Raw genomic sequence first — 14860 nt, 5'->3', positions numbered from 1 at the left:
AATCAACGCATGGCGCTATCAGTAGCGGCGGAATGAAGAGAGTTTATGCAACTGGCGACCACGACCGTCAAAGTTATCCTCGTTCAGCCAGCCATTCATCATTGAGGAGAGACCCGACCATTCGCGCACGGTAATTGAAAACACCGTAATATCGCTCAGCCGTCCTTTACGGATTTTCTTTTCGCGCAAAATCCCTTCTTTCACAAAACCAATGCGTTCCGCCGAATGAATCGCATCCGCGTTATAACTGCCGGTGCGCCATTCACATCTGCGATACTTCAATTGATCGAAAAAGTAAGACAAAACAAGATAAAGACTTTCAGTACTCATCCGGGTTCTTTTCATTAACGGCGTCCAGTTAACGTCGCCAATATCGAAAGAACCATTTTCCTGATCGAATTTCCCGGTATAGAAAATGCCTTTTATTTGCTTATCGGCTTTATCTTGTACCGCGAAATAGATTCTGTCAGGACGTGACGCGAGATTTCTGAGATAGGCATAACATGCGGTCATATCTTTCGGCCGGGGATCTTCAAGATAAGTCCAGTCCCGGTCATCATCAATGCTTTGCCATTCCGGGAAGAGATCTTCCGCGTGATCCACGACAAGCGGTACAACGTCGCAGTAACGGCCTTTAAGCGAAATTTTTTCTGGCAGCGGGCGTTTTGTCCAGTCCTGGATTTCCTGACCAATGCGCTGTCCATACTGATTAAAAAATTCCATTATCCCCTCCTGATTATTACGAATTTAATCCTGCTTAACTTTTATTTAATGGGTGTTAAATGGTAATGGTGTATAGAGCTATATTTTATCGGCATATAATTATGAGACTTTATATAATCACGGAAATAATATAACGGCGGGTGTTTTAAAAACTTATACTGCTTTTCATCTGGCGTGTCTGCGCTTTCGCGTGAAAGTGGGATAATAATCGCGAAACAGGTATTGCATAATTTAACTTAGCATTTTTGAATAACACGGCTGCAACAGCGCAATAGCAATTTAGCGGTATGAGATTTGGCCTAAGCGTCATTTTTTAGCGATTATTCAGCGTCTGCTTGTAAAAAAATGACTCTTTTTTTAGTAGGTTAATCGCGGATTAGGATAATTCCTGGCATTTCTTGCCGCGAAAAACCAGACAATATTGATCTTTTTGTTTACAGCAATCGTGCGGTAGCTTTTTCTCAAACCCGTAACGTTAAACTTCTGGACAGCACCCGGAATCGTGCATGTCCCTACGTCAGGATCCGATTTATGAGCAATCGAATTACTGTTCAGTTACCCGTCGATGGACTGCTTTTCTGGAAAATCTCCGGACGGGAAGCGCTGTCCGAAGCCTTCACCTTTAACCTGCAGTTGCTGGGCACCGACGCGCGAATGGACCGCAGCACGCTGCTGGGTAAATCGGTGACTGTCGCAATACCAACACAAACGCTGACCGGCGCGCCGCGCTACCTTAACGGCAAAATCACCCGCGTGGCGGTGAGCGCCGTTGAGCTTTCCGGCACCCGGTATGCGGTGTATCAACTCACCGTCGAGCCGGATTTGTGGCCGATGAAACGCGACCGCAACCTGCGTATCTTCCAGGGCCAGACAGTACCGCAAATCGTCAAAACCCTGCTCGGCGAATACCAGGTCAACATTGAAGACAAACTGACCGGCAGCTATCGCACCTGGGACTACTGCGTGCAGTACCAGGAGAGCAGCTTTGATTTCATCAGCCGCCTGATGGAGCTGGAAGGCATCGCTTACCACTTCCGCCACGAAGCGGACAAACACACGCTGGTGCTGACGGATGCGGCGACTCAGCATGATCCCTTCAGTGGTTACGAAACCATCCCTTATCACCAGACTCCTTCCGGTGGCAGCACCGATGAAGAAGGCATCAGCCAGTGGGCGCTGGAAGATAGCGTAACGCCGGGGCTTTATAGTCTTGATGACTACGATTTCCGCAAACCCAACGCGTGGCTGTTTCAGGCGCGGCAAAACCCGAGTTCACCCACGCCGGGCACCATCGATGTTTATGACTGGCCAGGGCGCTTTGTCGAACACGGTCACGGCGAGTTTTATGCCCGCATCCGCCAGGAACGCTGGCAGGTGGAGCATCAGCAAATTGAAGGCACGGCGACAGCGATTGGTATTGTGCCGGGCAGTACGTTCCAGTTGACCAATGCGGCGTTCTTTAACGATAACGGCGAGTATCTGGTGACGGCGGCGAACTACTTTTTTGAAGAGAACCGCTACGCCAGCGGTGCTGACAGCGAAACCATTCACCGCATTGATTTCAGCGTTATCCCCTCATCGGTGGTGTTTCGCCCGGCGCAGCAAACCGCGTGGCCGCGCACGTACGGCCCGCAAACTGCGCGTGTTGTTGGCCCGCAGGGGGAAAGCATCTGGACGGATAAATATGGCCGCGTGAAGGTGAAATTCCACTGGGACCGGCTGGCGAAAGGCGATGACACCAGCTCCTGCTGGGTGCGTGTCTCCAGCGCATGGGCCGGGCAGGGCTTCGGCGGCGTACAGATCCCGCGCGTGGGCGACGAAGTGGTGATCGACTTTATCAACGGCGACCCGGACCGGCCAATTATCACCGGACGTGTCTATAACGAAGCGAGTATGCCGCCGTGGGCGCTGCCTGCTGCCGCCACGCAAATGGGCTTCCTTAGCCGCTCGAAAGATGGTTCGGTCGACAACGCCAACGCCCTGCGCTTTGAAGATAAAGCAGGCGAAGAACAGGTGTGGATCCAGGCGGAACGCAACATGGATACGCACGTCAAAAACGACGAGACGCATACCGTCGGCGGTTCACAAAGCGTGAGCGTCACGCGGGATTACACCGGTTCGGTAGCGGGCAAACACACCCAGGCGACGCAGCTTTCGCACGAACAACTGGTTGGCGGCGGCTTTACACAGATGGTGCAAGGGCCGCTGGTGCAGGCTTCTGACAACAGCATTCAACTGGTGGCGGGGCAATCGGTGCTGACGCTGGGCGCGAACGGCACCGTCACGCTGAAATGCGTGGATTTTCAGATCGATGCTATCGGTTCGGGGGCTATCAACACCGCAGGCCTGCTGGATTTAAACCTGACAAAACCGACAAAAGGTGAAGATGCGCAACCCACCATTGCGCAGATCCAGGCGGCGGTAAAAGCGGCATTTAATCAAGGGACGGATAAATAATGGCGACGGCGCAATTTGTACTTTCCGAAGGCGAACTCACGCTGCCGGATGCTTACCAGGACCGCAGCATTAACGTGCTGAAGTTTAAAGAAAATAATGCCACGCTGGTGATCACCCGCGCGTGGGATATCAAACCCGGCGACGAAGAGAGTTTCCTGAACCAGCAGCTGGCGAAAGTGAAACGCAGCATGCGCAAAGTGGTGACGGGTGAAACGCAGGACAGCACGGTTGCCGGGCAGCCGGCCCGCGAAGTGTCGCTGCGTTTCGAAAACCAGGGCGCGGTGATATATGAAAAACTCGCCGTGACCCGCATTGACGATCACCTGCTGGTGCTGACGCTCAGCCGTACCATGCCTTTTGATACGGACGCAGATGCGTTCTGGACATCAATCCGTACAGGTTTACAGCTGAGGGCGTAAGGATGACGGATTACATCGCGGCCCGCATTGAAGATCCGCTGGTTCATAGCTCTGCGCTGGCGGATATGGTCAGTGGGCTGGTAGAAGGGGCGATTGTCCTGGGGATCATGTTCGTCGCCGGAACGGGCATTGGCGCCGTGGTGGGCGCGGTGGCGATTGGCGCACTGATGGTCAGCGGCACGCTGGGCAAAATTGGCGATGCGGCCGGGAAAATGGTGGATGCGCTCATCGACCCCGGACCGCCGGATGCGCATATCGTATCCGGCTCGGACGATGTCTTTATCATGAAGAAAAATGCCGCGCGCGCCGCCGCGACGGTAGACAGGGACTATTTACAAAACCTTGCCGCCGCGCCTGCCGATGAGAGCATCGACTGGGCAGCCATCGGCATGTTAGCCCTCGCTGGCGCCGCGGCGGTGATGAAAACCGCCCTGAACCCGAGTGCGGCGCTGCTGGCGGTTGCCGAACGCGCCAGCCACCTTACGCTCGACGACATGAAAAAGTGGGGCTCCAACCTGTGGGAAGATTTGACGCAGCCGATGGTGGAGAGCGCCGATCCGCATGCCACCCCGATGCCGAAAGATAATGTCGACTGCAAAAAAGGGCACATGGTTACCAGCAGTAATTTTGTCGCCCAGGGCTCCAGAACCGTTTTAATCAATAACCAGCCTGCCGCGCGCAACGGCGAGAAAAGTACCTGCGAAGCCGAAATCAAAGTCAAAGAAGATCCGCGCGTGCGCATCGGCGGTGAAACCATTACCGTGCGCGATATCCGCAGCGGCAAAAACCAGCTGGCTTACCTGATTGGTAACCTGCTGGGGAGCCTGGGTATTGGCGCGCTGTCGCGCCTGATCAAAATGGCCTGTGAGCGCCAGCTTATTCGCGGCCTGCTCAAAGAGATCATCTGCCCGCTCGGCGGAATGGCCATTTCACAGGTTCTTACCGCCGCAGCCATCAGCGCGGTGAATACCGCCTTCCCGGTGAACATTCCTACCGGCGCAAAAGTCCTCGCCAAAGAAGAGGATCTCGATTTTGTGCTGCCAGATCGCATGCCGCTTTACTGGCAGCGTATCTATCACAGCCGCAACCGCGCCACCGGCATGCTCGGCACCGGCTGGATGCTGCCGTTTGAAACACGATTGCTGCGCCTGGCCGATAACCAGTTGATCTTCCGCGATATGAGCGGGCGCGAGCTGGGTCTGGGCGAAGTGCTCAGCGGCGATATGATCTCCTACCCGGAAGACGGCCTGAAGCTGTTTTGCAGCCCGAACGGCGCAATGGTTATTCAAACCGGCGACGGCGAGCAGCAGATTTATGAGCCGGATCCAACACGGCCCGGCGAGTGGCGTATGCACCGTCTGTATGACCGCCACGAAAACGCCCACTATTTTAGCTGGAACGAACAAGGTCAACTGGCACGTATCTTCAGCGATAACGAAGCGCTGGACGTGGAACTGGAGTACGAAGCAACGTTCGGACGACTGCGTGCGGTTTACCAGGTTTACGGCGGCGCGCGCCATCTGCTGGTGTCCTATCGCTATAACGAACAAGGACAACTGATTGCCGTTACCGACGCTGATGATATCGTTACCCGCCAGTTTGGCTGGGATCGCGCCAGCGATATGCTGGCCTGGCACGGCTTTTCGACCGGCTTAACCGTCCATTACCAGTGGCGACCCGCAGCCGATTCCAGCCACTGGCGCGTGAGCGCCTATCAGGTGCATGACGAGCAAGGCGCGGTGCTGGAAAACTGGCGTATCGACGCCGATGAAACCAAACGCTATGCCCGCGTCAGCAACGATGAAGGCGTGGTGAGTGAGCACCACTGGGATGCGCTGTACCGCATCACGGACTACACCGATGTGCACGGCGGCAACTGGCAATTTAGCTGGTCGGGGAAATCCGAGCAGCCGCTTGCGGTGATTCAGCCGGACGGCGGTCGCTGGGAATATGCGTGGGACGATCGCGGCAACATGACGCTGGAGCGCGATCCGCTCGATCGCGCGACGCTGAAAACCTGGCACCCGCTGTACGACTTCCCGCTGACCGAGGTGTTACCGGACGGCGCAAGCTGGCGCTATGAGTACAACCTGGCGGGCGATGTGGTGTCGTTGACCGACCCGGAAGGTGGGGTGACCCGCTTTGAGTGGAACGACCAGGGCGATTTGCTCCGCCGTATCGATGCGCTGGAAAACAGCCACCGCTTCTGGTGGGATGCGCTGGGGCAGTTGATCCGCGAAGAGGATTGCTCCGGCAACCTGAGCCGCCGCCAGTATGACGATGCCGGTCGGCTTGTGCTGACCACCGATCCGATGGGCAACACCGAACGCTATATCTGGAGCCCGGCAGGTCGCCTCAAAACGTTCATCCGCGCCGATGGCCGCGAAACCCTGTTCAGGTACAACAAAGCCGGTCTGTTATGCGGCCAGAGCGTAGATGGCGTCAGCGAGCGGAAAGTGACGCTTAATGCGCGCGGGCAAGTGACAGAAGCTGTCGATCCCGCCGGGCATGTTACCCGTTTCCGCTTTAACCGCGCGGGTCGCCTGGTGACGCTAACCAACGCCAACAACCAGCAATGGCGCTTTGATTACACCGCCACCGGTTTGCTGACGCGCCAGTATGATTACGCCGGTCGGCAAACCGAGTATCAGTACAACGCTCTGCAACAAGTGGCCACGCTGGTGCGCCACCCGGTTAGCGGCAGCAACCTGCCGCCGCAGGTGATGAACTACGAATATGACGCGCTTGGGCGCATGATCGCGCGGGAAACCGAGCAGCACCGCACCGAGTATCGCTATAGCGAACTGGCAACGGAAGTGCGCCGCTATGTCTACAGCGAGTGGCGTCAGGCGGCGATTGATATGCGCGAACCGGAAAACGCAGAAGTGATTGTTTTCCGCCGCAATAAACTTGGCGACCTGGTGAGCGAGGAGAACCACGCTGGCAAATTCGAACACCAGTACGACGCATTAAGTAACCTCAGCGCCACCACGTTCCCGGACGGGCGGCAGATGCAGTACCTGCGCTACGGCACCGGGCATCTGCTGGAGATGCAGCTCGTCTTCGGCGGCAAAACGCTGCCTATTACCGGCTACCAGCGCGACAAACTGCACCGCGAAACCCATCGCACGCTGGGCGCGCTGGAGCTGGAGACGCAGTACGATATCGCCGGGCGCATCACGCAGCGCCGCTGCATGGACAATGTGCGCGACCGGCTGGTCTTCGAACGCCGCTACCAGTGGGATCGCGCCGACCAGATTATCCGCCAGATGTATACCGACGGCGCGCCGCCAACCCCTGCGGAGAAATACCGTCAGTCGCTGTGGGGCTACGACGCGGCTGGTCGCATGACGCAGAGTATTCAGCCAACCGGCGAGGAGCGTTTCTGGTATGACGCGGCGGACAACCGCACCACGCCGGATTTACTGCCGGTGTGGGACAACCTGCTGAAACGGCTGGAGGGTGTGCGCTGGGAGTATGACGGTTTCGGACGCATGACCGAACGCCACGACAGCCATCGCGGCACAGTGCAGCGCTTCAGTTATGACGATGAACATCGCATCAGCCAGGTGATAATTGAGGGCGACGCGGAGTTCACCCGGGCCGAATACCGCTATGACGCGCTCGGTCGCCGCACGGAAAAACAGGTGTGGCGACGCCATACCCGCAACGCGGAACGCACGCAGTACGCATGGTCGGGGCTGCAGATGGTCGGCGAGTGCAGCGACAGCAATCCGGACGCGGCCGTGCAGTATATCTACACGGAAAACAGCTACGAACCGCTGGCCCGCGTCGACAGCCGTGGCGAGCACGCGGAGGTTTACTGGTATCACACGGAGCTGAACGGTCTGCCGGAAAAAGTGACCGACAGCAGCGGCGACGTTGTCTGGCAGGGCGTTTCCACCACCTGGGGACGCAGCGAGCGGGAAAACAGCAACGCGGACTGGGATGTGCCGCAGAACCTGCGCTTCCAGGGGCAGTACCTCGACCGCGAAACCGGATTGCACTACAACACCTTCCGCTACTACGACCCCTGCGGCGGGCGCTACACCCAGATGGACCCGATAGGGCTACTGGGAGGGCTGAATACCTATACGTATGTGGTGGATCCGCTGGGGTGGGTGGATCCGCTGGGGCTGAGTAGTTTTGATCCATTTGCTCACGGTGAAATAACCGATTTTCCTGCTGATTTGCATTTTGGGCAAAACAGGATCGCTCCTAAATTTAGTAATATTGGTAGCCAGGCGGCAGATTCAATCGCGGGAAGACCAATATTAGATGTTGCCGAAGATATTCGGATGGGGAGAATTAGTCCTGATACATTTGTTATTTCGTACACAACTGATCCGATAACAGGCAAGGCTGTGACGTTAAACAATAGAGGGTTGGCTGCGTTAGTTGAGTCCGGGAAATTCCCTCAACATGCTATATATGTTCCATATGAGCATGTTCCTAAACACTTGGTTGAAGACATTAAATATCGGCCACCATCAAGAAGTATTAATATAACAAGGAATAAGGATGGTACGGGCCTTGTGAAAACTATTGGTAAATGTATCTAATTTTAGGAGGGGTTTTTATGATATTAGCACCAGAAAAGTTAAGCTTTAGAATTTCAACTACAGATATTGAAGTTATTTATACAGAATCCAATGGTGTAAAGTTAACTGTTGAAGTTCAGAGTTTGGATGATTTTAGACATGATAAATATCATGCGGTTACGTTTAATTTTAGTAATGTCGCTGAGGTTAAATGTATATCTTTGAACTTTTCCGAGTTTAATCATGATGAGTACGAAATTAGTCTGAAAATTGATGATCCTCTTACTTATTGGGAGCAAACTGGAATAAACCCGGATCCCGGAGTTTACTGCGTTACTAACTCTGAATTACTGAGAGATAAAGGATTGGTTTATGATCCAAATAATCGATTGAATCTTAAACACTATTTAATAATGGGTTACGATAGTTATGCTGAAGTAATTGCATCTAAATATGAATTTAGCGGTATATAATCTTATGTGATTAAAAATATTTATATTTTAATGACGTAATCGCTATAAGGAACCACGGTTTCCCGGTTTTTTACCGGGCAACCTGCTGAAACGGCTGGAGGGTGTGCGCTGGGAATATGACGGTTTCGGACGCATGACCGAACGTCACGACAGCCATCGCGGCACGGTGCAGCGCTTCAGCTATGACGATGAACACCGCATCAGCCAGGTAATTATTGAGGGCGACGCAGAGTTCACCCGGGCCGAATACCGCTATGACGCACTCGGTCGCCGCCCGGAAAACAGGTGTGGCGACGCCATACCCGCAACGCGGAACGCACGCAGTACGCGTGGTCGGGACTGCAGATGGTTGGCGAGTACAGCGACAGCAACCCGGACGCGGCCGTGCAGTATATCTACACGGAAAACAGCTACGAACCGCTGGCCCGCGTCGACAGCCGTGGCGGGCATGCGGAGGTTTACTGGTATCACACGGAGCTGAACGGTCTGCCAGAAAAAGTGACCGACAGCAGCGGCGATGTCGTCTGGCAGGGTGTTTCCACCACCTGGGGACGCGGCGAGCGGGAAAACAGCAACGCGGACTGGGACGTACCGCAGAACCTGCGCTTCCATGGTCAGTACCTCGACCGGGAAACCGGACTGCACTACAACACCTTCCGCTACTACGACCCCTGCGGCGGGCGCAACACCCAGATGGACCCGATAGGGTTACTGGGTGGGCTGAATACGTATACGTATATGGTGGATCCGCTTACTTGGGTGGATCCTTGGGGGCTGGCATCTACGTGCCTCGATAGAGATTGGGGAACATATTTCGCAAGGAGGTCAGGAACAACGCCTCCAACATCGATGGTTAACCCTCATGCCCATCACATTGTATTCTAAGGAGATTTTCCAAGGTCTCCACCAATGCAGGAAGCTTTAAAAAGGAGTAGAAATATTCTGAAAAAATATGAAATTAACCCAGTTGAAGATGTGTCTGCGCTTATGTGGGCAGAAAACAGAGGCCATACTGTTGCAAATGCAAAACTTGTTGCAAATAAAGTTGAAGCTGCACATGAAGTCATAAGTAGCCGCGGATTAAATGCAGTTGAAGCTACAAATGAGATGAAAGCAGCACTTCAGAGAATTGGGATGGAAGTATTTGGAAGCTGAACCTAGAGGTGATATATGAACAGGGATGAACTGGAAGAAAAATGTTTCCAGGCTGCGTTTGATGCCATCAAGAAACTTCTTACTGAATATTCTACTGAAAATTTTTATGCGTTCTCGCTTTATACAGACAGTAGCGCTATGACAGTATCGTTGAGCGCAAATTCTGAGGAGCGCTTGCATTCGATCCTTGATGCTGAAAAAGATAAAAGTAGAGAGACACAAAGTTATTATAAATGGGCTACATCAGAATGGGCATACGAAGGATTTTCTGCGGAAAATTTTTCTGATATTAGTAAGGCTCTAAGAGAATCTCCGGATAGAGCGAACTTTTTGCAATTTAAGAACAGACTTGTTCAAGCACTTATTAATGCACTAAAAAAAATAAAATTAAGTGAGCTTGCGCCAGCCTTAAATGATTCCGTATTGTTTGTATCTATTACTGATGATGATGATGCAGAAAGAACTGAGAATATATCTGCAGGATTAATAAATGATAAATCGATCTCGTCTTATTTTCTTTCGAGATATGACTGAATGTGATTGGTTCTGTACTGGCTAAGTTACTCTGAATGGTATAAATAAAAATGCTGGTATTTATGGAATAGTGCCAGCAGTCTGTTAAGTTGAATGTACATATTATTCAAGTAAGAGATGGTTTTGTGACTAATTACTATATAAAAGCACCGACATATAAAACCTTATAGATGATAAGCCCCTTAACATTGTTTGACATTAATTTTTTTGAAGTGCTTTATTTTTATTATAGTGATTGATGTGCTTAACAAATCTGGATGAAATGATGGCTTTTTATTTATTTGTTTATTTTTCCGGGTAATTGATGTGAGTAATAATTAATTTTTTCTGTGTTTTTTTGTTGACTGTAATTCCAATGCTTTTTTTATGCTCTATATAGTGAGCTGTGTAAGTGTATGCCTGCATTAAATATTAAATTGCGGGGCATTTATTTAAATGAGAGTAAATTATTTTATAGCTTGAGTGGTATCTGAAAGCCTCTTTATTTTTTGAAAGGAAATCTGAAAAGAAAGCTACTGAACAAAATAGATATTACACAGCCTAAAGGTGCAATACGTAAACAGAAAAAAGAAGTGCAAAATATACTCCGGAAAGGCCTTCAGAATGGCTATCCCATAAGGCCTTTCGATATGGATCAAGCTGGTGGTGCACTTGAAAATGCAAAAACAAATTCACTCTGGTCTAATATTTTTTATAAACACGGTTAGTGATAAATATGAATGATCTCACAAAAGTTATGGAACCTGTAGAATTCATTTTTACAGACAAGTTTTTCAAAGAGTTAAACGGGGTTTTTGAATTTGACACTATAATAATACGTGAAATCGATAAGGCTTTTGAAAGTGCGTTTGACCAAGAGTTACCCAAGGGGTATGTGGTTTGGTTGGATATTATTGAAAATTACAGGAGAAAATTACGAGGTAATGCTGACTTCGACAAAGCATATGAAGCCGTTTCTAATTACTTAGAGACATTACAGGTAAATCACTCCTCTGACTTACTTGACTATAGGAAAAAGAAAATAAAAAAATCAATAATAAACATGATGATTTTGTTTTTTCAGAGGCCCGGGAGAATGCTTACTTTGTCCTGGGGACGGTAGCGATAAATAGGTATCTAGATGATTTTATTCAGGACTGTTTCCTTGAGAATCTGTTTGAAATTTATAAGTCAGGCGGTTGGCCTTGTGGTATGAAAGGGAAAAGTATTATTGTCTTTGATCCGGCTTTTTTAATAAGCGAAGATGACAAATGATCGTCGAGTAAAATTGTAAGCGATTCCTTAAAAACGTTAATTTTTTTGAGGCTACATTCACCTCAAAGTTTTAGAGACATTTCAGATACTGTAATGCTGAATGCGCGGCCAGATAATAGAGCGTTCTATTAAGCAGGATGGTGAAGAACGTTTCTGGTATGACGCGGCGGACAACCGCACCACGCCGGATTTACTGCCGGTGTGGGACAACCTGCTGAAACGGCTGGAGGGTGTGCGCTGGGAGTATGACGGTTTCGGACGCATGACCGAACGCCACGACAGCCATCGCGGCACAGTGCAGCGCTTCAGTTATGACGATGAACATCGCATCAGCCAGGTGATAATTGAGGGCGACGCGGAGTTCACCCGGGCCGAATACCGCTATGACGCGCTCGGTCGCCGCACGGAAAAACAGGTGTGGCGACGCCATACCCGCAACGCGGAACGCACGCAGTACGCATGGTCGGGGCTGCAGATGGTCGGCGAGTGCAGCGACAGCAATCCGGACGCGGCCGTGCAGTATATCTACACGGAAAACAGCTACGAACCGCTGGCCCGCGTCGACAGCCGTGGCGAGCACGCGGAGGTTTACTGGTATCACACGGAGCTGAACGGTCTGCCGGAAAAAGTGACCGACAGCAGCGGCGACGTTGTCTGGCAGGGCGTTTCCACCACCTGGGGACGCAGCGAGCGGGAAAACAGCAACGCGGACTGGGATGTGCCGCAGAACCTGCGCTTCCAGGGGCAGTACCTCGATCGCGAAACCGGACTGCACTACAACACCTTCCGCTACTACGACCCCTGCGGCGGGCGCAACACCCAGATGGACTCGATAGGGTTACTGGGTGGGCTGAATACGTATACGTATGTGATGGATCCGCTGGGATGGGTGGATCCTTGGGGGCTGGCCGTCTGCTCTGTTCGTAAGGTTAATGGAACGAAAATTTACGGTACTGGCCAGGTAGACAAAACTCCGGGACATAATCAGTTCTCTGAAGTTATTGCAAATAAGCTTGCAATGTCTGGAAAGTTCAAAGAGGTATATTTAAACCGATCTTATAGCTTCGCTAATGGTAAAGGAATCTCTGCAAGGCGGCCTGATGTTATGGCGATTGATATCAATGGCCGAGTCCATTCGATAGAGTTAGCATCGAAAACAGACATGGGACGTAAATTACCCACCTTAACTTCGCGTAATGAAACGGCAATGGGAAATCCTCCTGTAACGAAGCAGGGTGAGATCATTGTTCTTGAACATCCTTATAATGCATCTGAGATAAAATCGATGCTGGATAATCTTATTTCAAGTATATAGGTGATATATGTATACAGGTATTTCATTATATGGCACAGAGCAGACGAATGCATCGAGTGCACTTTCACTAGGCGTATCTATATTTGAATCTTTAGGTTTTTCCATTGTAGGATGCGGATATAATAAATATCTTAAAAATGGAGATCATAAGGGAGATCATGACTTTGTAGACGTTACTCTCCCGGAACTAGAGAATGCTGTTTCTAGCGGTGAAGTTAACTCTTTTAGAATATATGATGAAAAAGCAGGACATACCCCATGGTTTGCATCATTTGGTCTTTCAACGAATGACTTCGGTAGTTTTCATCACATTGATATTCAGCTTCCTATTATTACTGATGATATTCTTAATTCAATAATAAGAAAAATAACATCTTCAGTTTCGTTCGAATATGGAATTATATATAAATGCGATAAAGCTAGTAAGGCATTTTATTACTCTACAGGTGATAACTTGGTTTCGATATACTCTTATGAAAATCCGTCGTTGTTTAAAAGGGATACTCCAGGGCGTTTCAATGGAGTCGAAACCTACAGGCATTCAAAATTACGGATGATATATCCATTTAACTTAATAAACAGACAACATTTAAATATCCAGGTTGATAGTCTGACATTGGATAAATGGATAATTGGAAATAACTTTGGCGAATTAACTAAGCTTAATGATGAATTATGGTGCTGGGCTATAGATGAGCAACTTATTGAACCAGCAAGTAAAATTCTTGGTGATGATGGTGTTCTAATTTCGTGGAAGCAAAGTTTTTCAAAAAAATAGTTAAAGTATTATAAATGTTTTTTCCGATAAATGGGGGGGATATTCCCCATTTATTACTGTGAACGCTACGCATGTCTACGTAACTTTTAATTAATCATTAACCATTGCGGTACTTGATAAATCGTCTTATACACGTGCGATAAGTATCACGGCTTGATGTTAGATTGGGAAGCAGAGTTATTATTATATCAAATTGATCAGGATGTTAGGGGATTTATTATGAATAATACAACTGAACAATTTTACGTTATGGAGTATTTGCCAGATGATGCGGGTTCTCCGTACTTTATGGATAAGGAGTGGTCCACTGAATTGCCGGACTATGATATCTTTACTGCTCCGCCAAGTGCCACTAACTTTTCTCCTGCATATCGTCTAAGAGCGAGTACCACACAACTTGATAGTGATTTTCTGGTTAATGATAACCTCGTTTCATTTGATTTTTTGAAACTCTGTGAAGAATCTCTGGTACGTAGCATTCATATTCCCGTTGAGGTCTCCCTCCTTAAAAAGAAACAACCTAAGAAAGAATATTATTTGTTTTTTTACTGGATTATATTAAGATTCTTGATAAAGAAAAGTCTAACTATACGATTTCTCAGGACATTGAATCAGGTTTGCTGAACACGCTAGAAGCTCGAGGGCTTGATAAAACATATTATGATACGATTCATTTATTTATAGTGAGAAATGAATTAAAAAATAATCTCTTTTTCTGTCAGGAGTTATCAAAGCCGGTATGCTCAAAATATTTTAAAGAACAGTTTGAGACGTTCAATTTAAAAGGAGTTCAATTCAAGCCTATTGATGAGAATTTTAAATATGATGCCTGGACTGGTTGGTGATTATTAACTTATAATATCTTAATTTTTTTAATATAACAAATGGTCGTTTTGAGGATTTATTAAAAGTGACCTAGCCAACAGAGCAGTGGCTTACCCGATTACAGTTAAGAGAGCAGTGTAGTGGAATACTGCATTAATGTGCCGTTAGATGGATAAAAAAGTGTTGCGGGGCCACAGTCTCGCTCTGGCGGGTGAAAAAATAGTATGAAATAAGTGCTCCAGTCTACCGGTGAATTAATGTATGAATGATGACTTGTTCTTGAAAATCGCACAAGCAATTGCGGATAGTGGTGAGGCTCACTATGATTAGTGAATCAGGTCGCCAATAAACTTGAAAACCCATCAGGCCTTTATTCGCAAAGGATA

At 49.3% G+C, this 14860-nt stretch carries 10 protein-coding genes and 2 pseudogenes; 11 read left to right on the top strand and 1 reads right to left on the bottom strand.

Going from position 1 to position 14860, the window contains the following annotated elements; genetic code table 11:
• Positions 1 to 18 precede the first annotated feature (18 nt).
• On the bottom strand, positions 19 to 723 hold the full coding sequence (locus RT644_RS12510; protein ID WP_020455632.1) for a GNAT family N-acetyltransferase: 705 nt from the start codon (positions 721 to 723) through the stop codon (positions 19 to 21).
• A gap of 531 nt (positions 724 to 1254) precedes the next feature.
• Here RT644_RS12510 and RT644_RS12505 point away from each other — a divergent pair.
• The 11 genes and pseudogenes from RT644_RS12505 (at position 1255) to RT644_RS12455 (ending at position 14273) form a co-directional block, all read left to right on the top strand.
• The gene (locus tag RT644_RS12505; RefSeq protein ID WP_020455631.1) at positions 1255 to 3180 is read left to right on the top strand and encodes a type VI secretion system Vgr family protein; all 1926 of its coding nucleotides are present in this window, start codon (positions 1255 to 1257) and stop codon (positions 3178 to 3180) included.
• Entirely contained in the window at positions 3180 to 3599 is a 420-nt protein-coding gene (locus tag RT644_RS12500) for a DcrB-related protein (protein ID WP_017458296.1), read from the top strand. Before RT644_RS12505 ends, RT644_RS12500 begins: the two co-directional genes overlap by 1 nt.
• 2 nt (positions 3600 to 3601) lie before the next feature.
• Complete coding sequence (locus RT644_RS12495; RefSeq protein ID WP_313626872.1) at positions 3602 to 8161, top strand: RHS repeat-associated core domain-containing protein; 4560 nt, start codon at positions 3602 to 3604, stop codon at positions 8159 to 8161.
• Between the two features lie 17 nt (positions 8162 to 8178).
• Positions 8179 to 8613, top strand: a complete 435-nt coding sequence (locus RT644_RS12490) for a hypothetical protein (protein ID WP_313626871.1) — start codon at positions 8179 to 8181, stop codon at positions 8611 to 8613.
• 79 nt (positions 8614 to 8692) lie between these two features.
• A pseudogene (locus RT644_RS12485) lies at positions 8693 to 9393 on the top strand (RHS repeat-associated core domain-containing protein); the annotation flags it as partial.
• Between the two features lie 129 nt (positions 9394 to 9522).
• Complete coding sequence (locus RT644_RS12480) at positions 9523 to 9768, top strand: hypothetical protein (protein ID WP_313626870.1); 246 nt, start codon at positions 9523 to 9525, stop codon at positions 9766 to 9768.
• A gap of 15 nt (positions 9769 to 9783) precedes the next feature.
• Entirely contained in the window at positions 9784 to 10302 is a 519-nt protein-coding gene (locus RT644_RS12475; protein ID WP_313626868.1) for a DUF4303 domain-containing protein, read from the top strand.
• A gap of 715 nt (positions 10303 to 11017) precedes the next feature.
• Positions 11018 to 11404, top strand: coding sequence for a hypothetical protein (locus tag RT644_RS12470; protein WP_313626867.1), 387 nt, complete (start codon positions 11018 to 11020; stop codon positions 11402 to 11404).
• 273 nt (positions 11405 to 11677) lie between these two features.
• Positions 11678 to 12466: pseudogene (locus RT644_RS23645) on the top strand (RHS repeat-associated core domain-containing protein); the annotation flags it as partial.
• 412 nt (positions 12467 to 12878) lie between these two features.
• Positions 12879 to 13649, top strand: a complete 771-nt coding sequence (locus RT644_RS12460) for a hypothetical protein (RefSeq protein WP_313626866.1) — start codon at positions 12879 to 12881, stop codon at positions 13647 to 13649.
• 156 nt (positions 13650 to 13805) lie between these two features.
• Complete coding sequence (locus RT644_RS12455) at positions 13806 to 14273, top strand: hypothetical protein (protein WP_313626865.1); 468 nt, start codon at positions 13806 to 13808, stop codon at positions 14271 to 14273.
• The last annotated feature ends 587 nt before the right edge of the window (positions 14274 to 14860 follow it).

The organism is Kosakonia sp. (assembly GCF_032104925.1).
In the GTDB taxonomy this organism is placed as follows: domain Bacteria; phylum Pseudomonadota; class Gammaproteobacteria; order Enterobacterales; family Enterobacteriaceae; genus Kosakonia.
The sequence above is the reverse complement of the archived record's forward strand: the minus strand, read 5'-3'. Positions and strand labels throughout refer to the sequence as shown.

Bases quoted from the DNA above. Each gene is read 5' to 3' on its own strand.
- RT644_RS12510 (WP_020455632.1), bottom strand. From the start codon at position 723: ATGGAATTTTTTAATCAGTATGGACAGCGCATTGGTCAGGAAATCCAG.
- RT644_RS12505 (WP_020455631.1), top strand. From the start codon at position 1,255: ATGAGCAATCGAATTACTGTTCAGTTACCCGTCGATGGACTGCTTTTC.
- RT644_RS12500 (WP_017458296.1), top strand. From the start codon at position 3,180: ATGGCGACGGCGCAATTTGTACTTTCCGAAGGCGAACTCACGCTGCCG.
- RT644_RS12495 (WP_313626872.1), top strand. From the start codon at position 3,602: ATGACGGATTACATCGCGGCCCGCATTGAAGATCCGCTGGTTCATAGC.
- RT644_RS12490 (WP_313626871.1), top strand. From the start codon at position 8,179: ATGATATTAGCACCAGAAAAGTTAAGCTTTAGAATTTCAACTACAGAT.
- RT644_RS12480 (WP_313626870.1), top strand. From the start codon at position 9,523: ATGCAGGAAGCTTTAAAAAGGAGTAGAAATATTCTGAAAAAATATGAA.
- RT644_RS12475 (WP_313626868.1), top strand. From the start codon at position 9,784: ATGAACAGGGATGAACTGGAAGAAAAATGTTTCCAGGCTGCGTTTGAT.
- RT644_RS12470 (WP_313626867.1), top strand. From the start codon at position 11,018: ATGAATGATCTCACAAAAGTTATGGAACCTGTAGAATTCATTTTTACA.
- RT644_RS12460 (WP_313626866.1), top strand. From the start codon at position 12,879: ATGTATACAGGTATTTCATTATATGGCACAGAGCAGACGAATGCATCG.
- RT644_RS12455 (WP_313626865.1), top strand. From the start codon at position 13,806: ATGTTAGATTGGGAAGCAGAGTTATTATTATATCAAATTGATCAGGAT.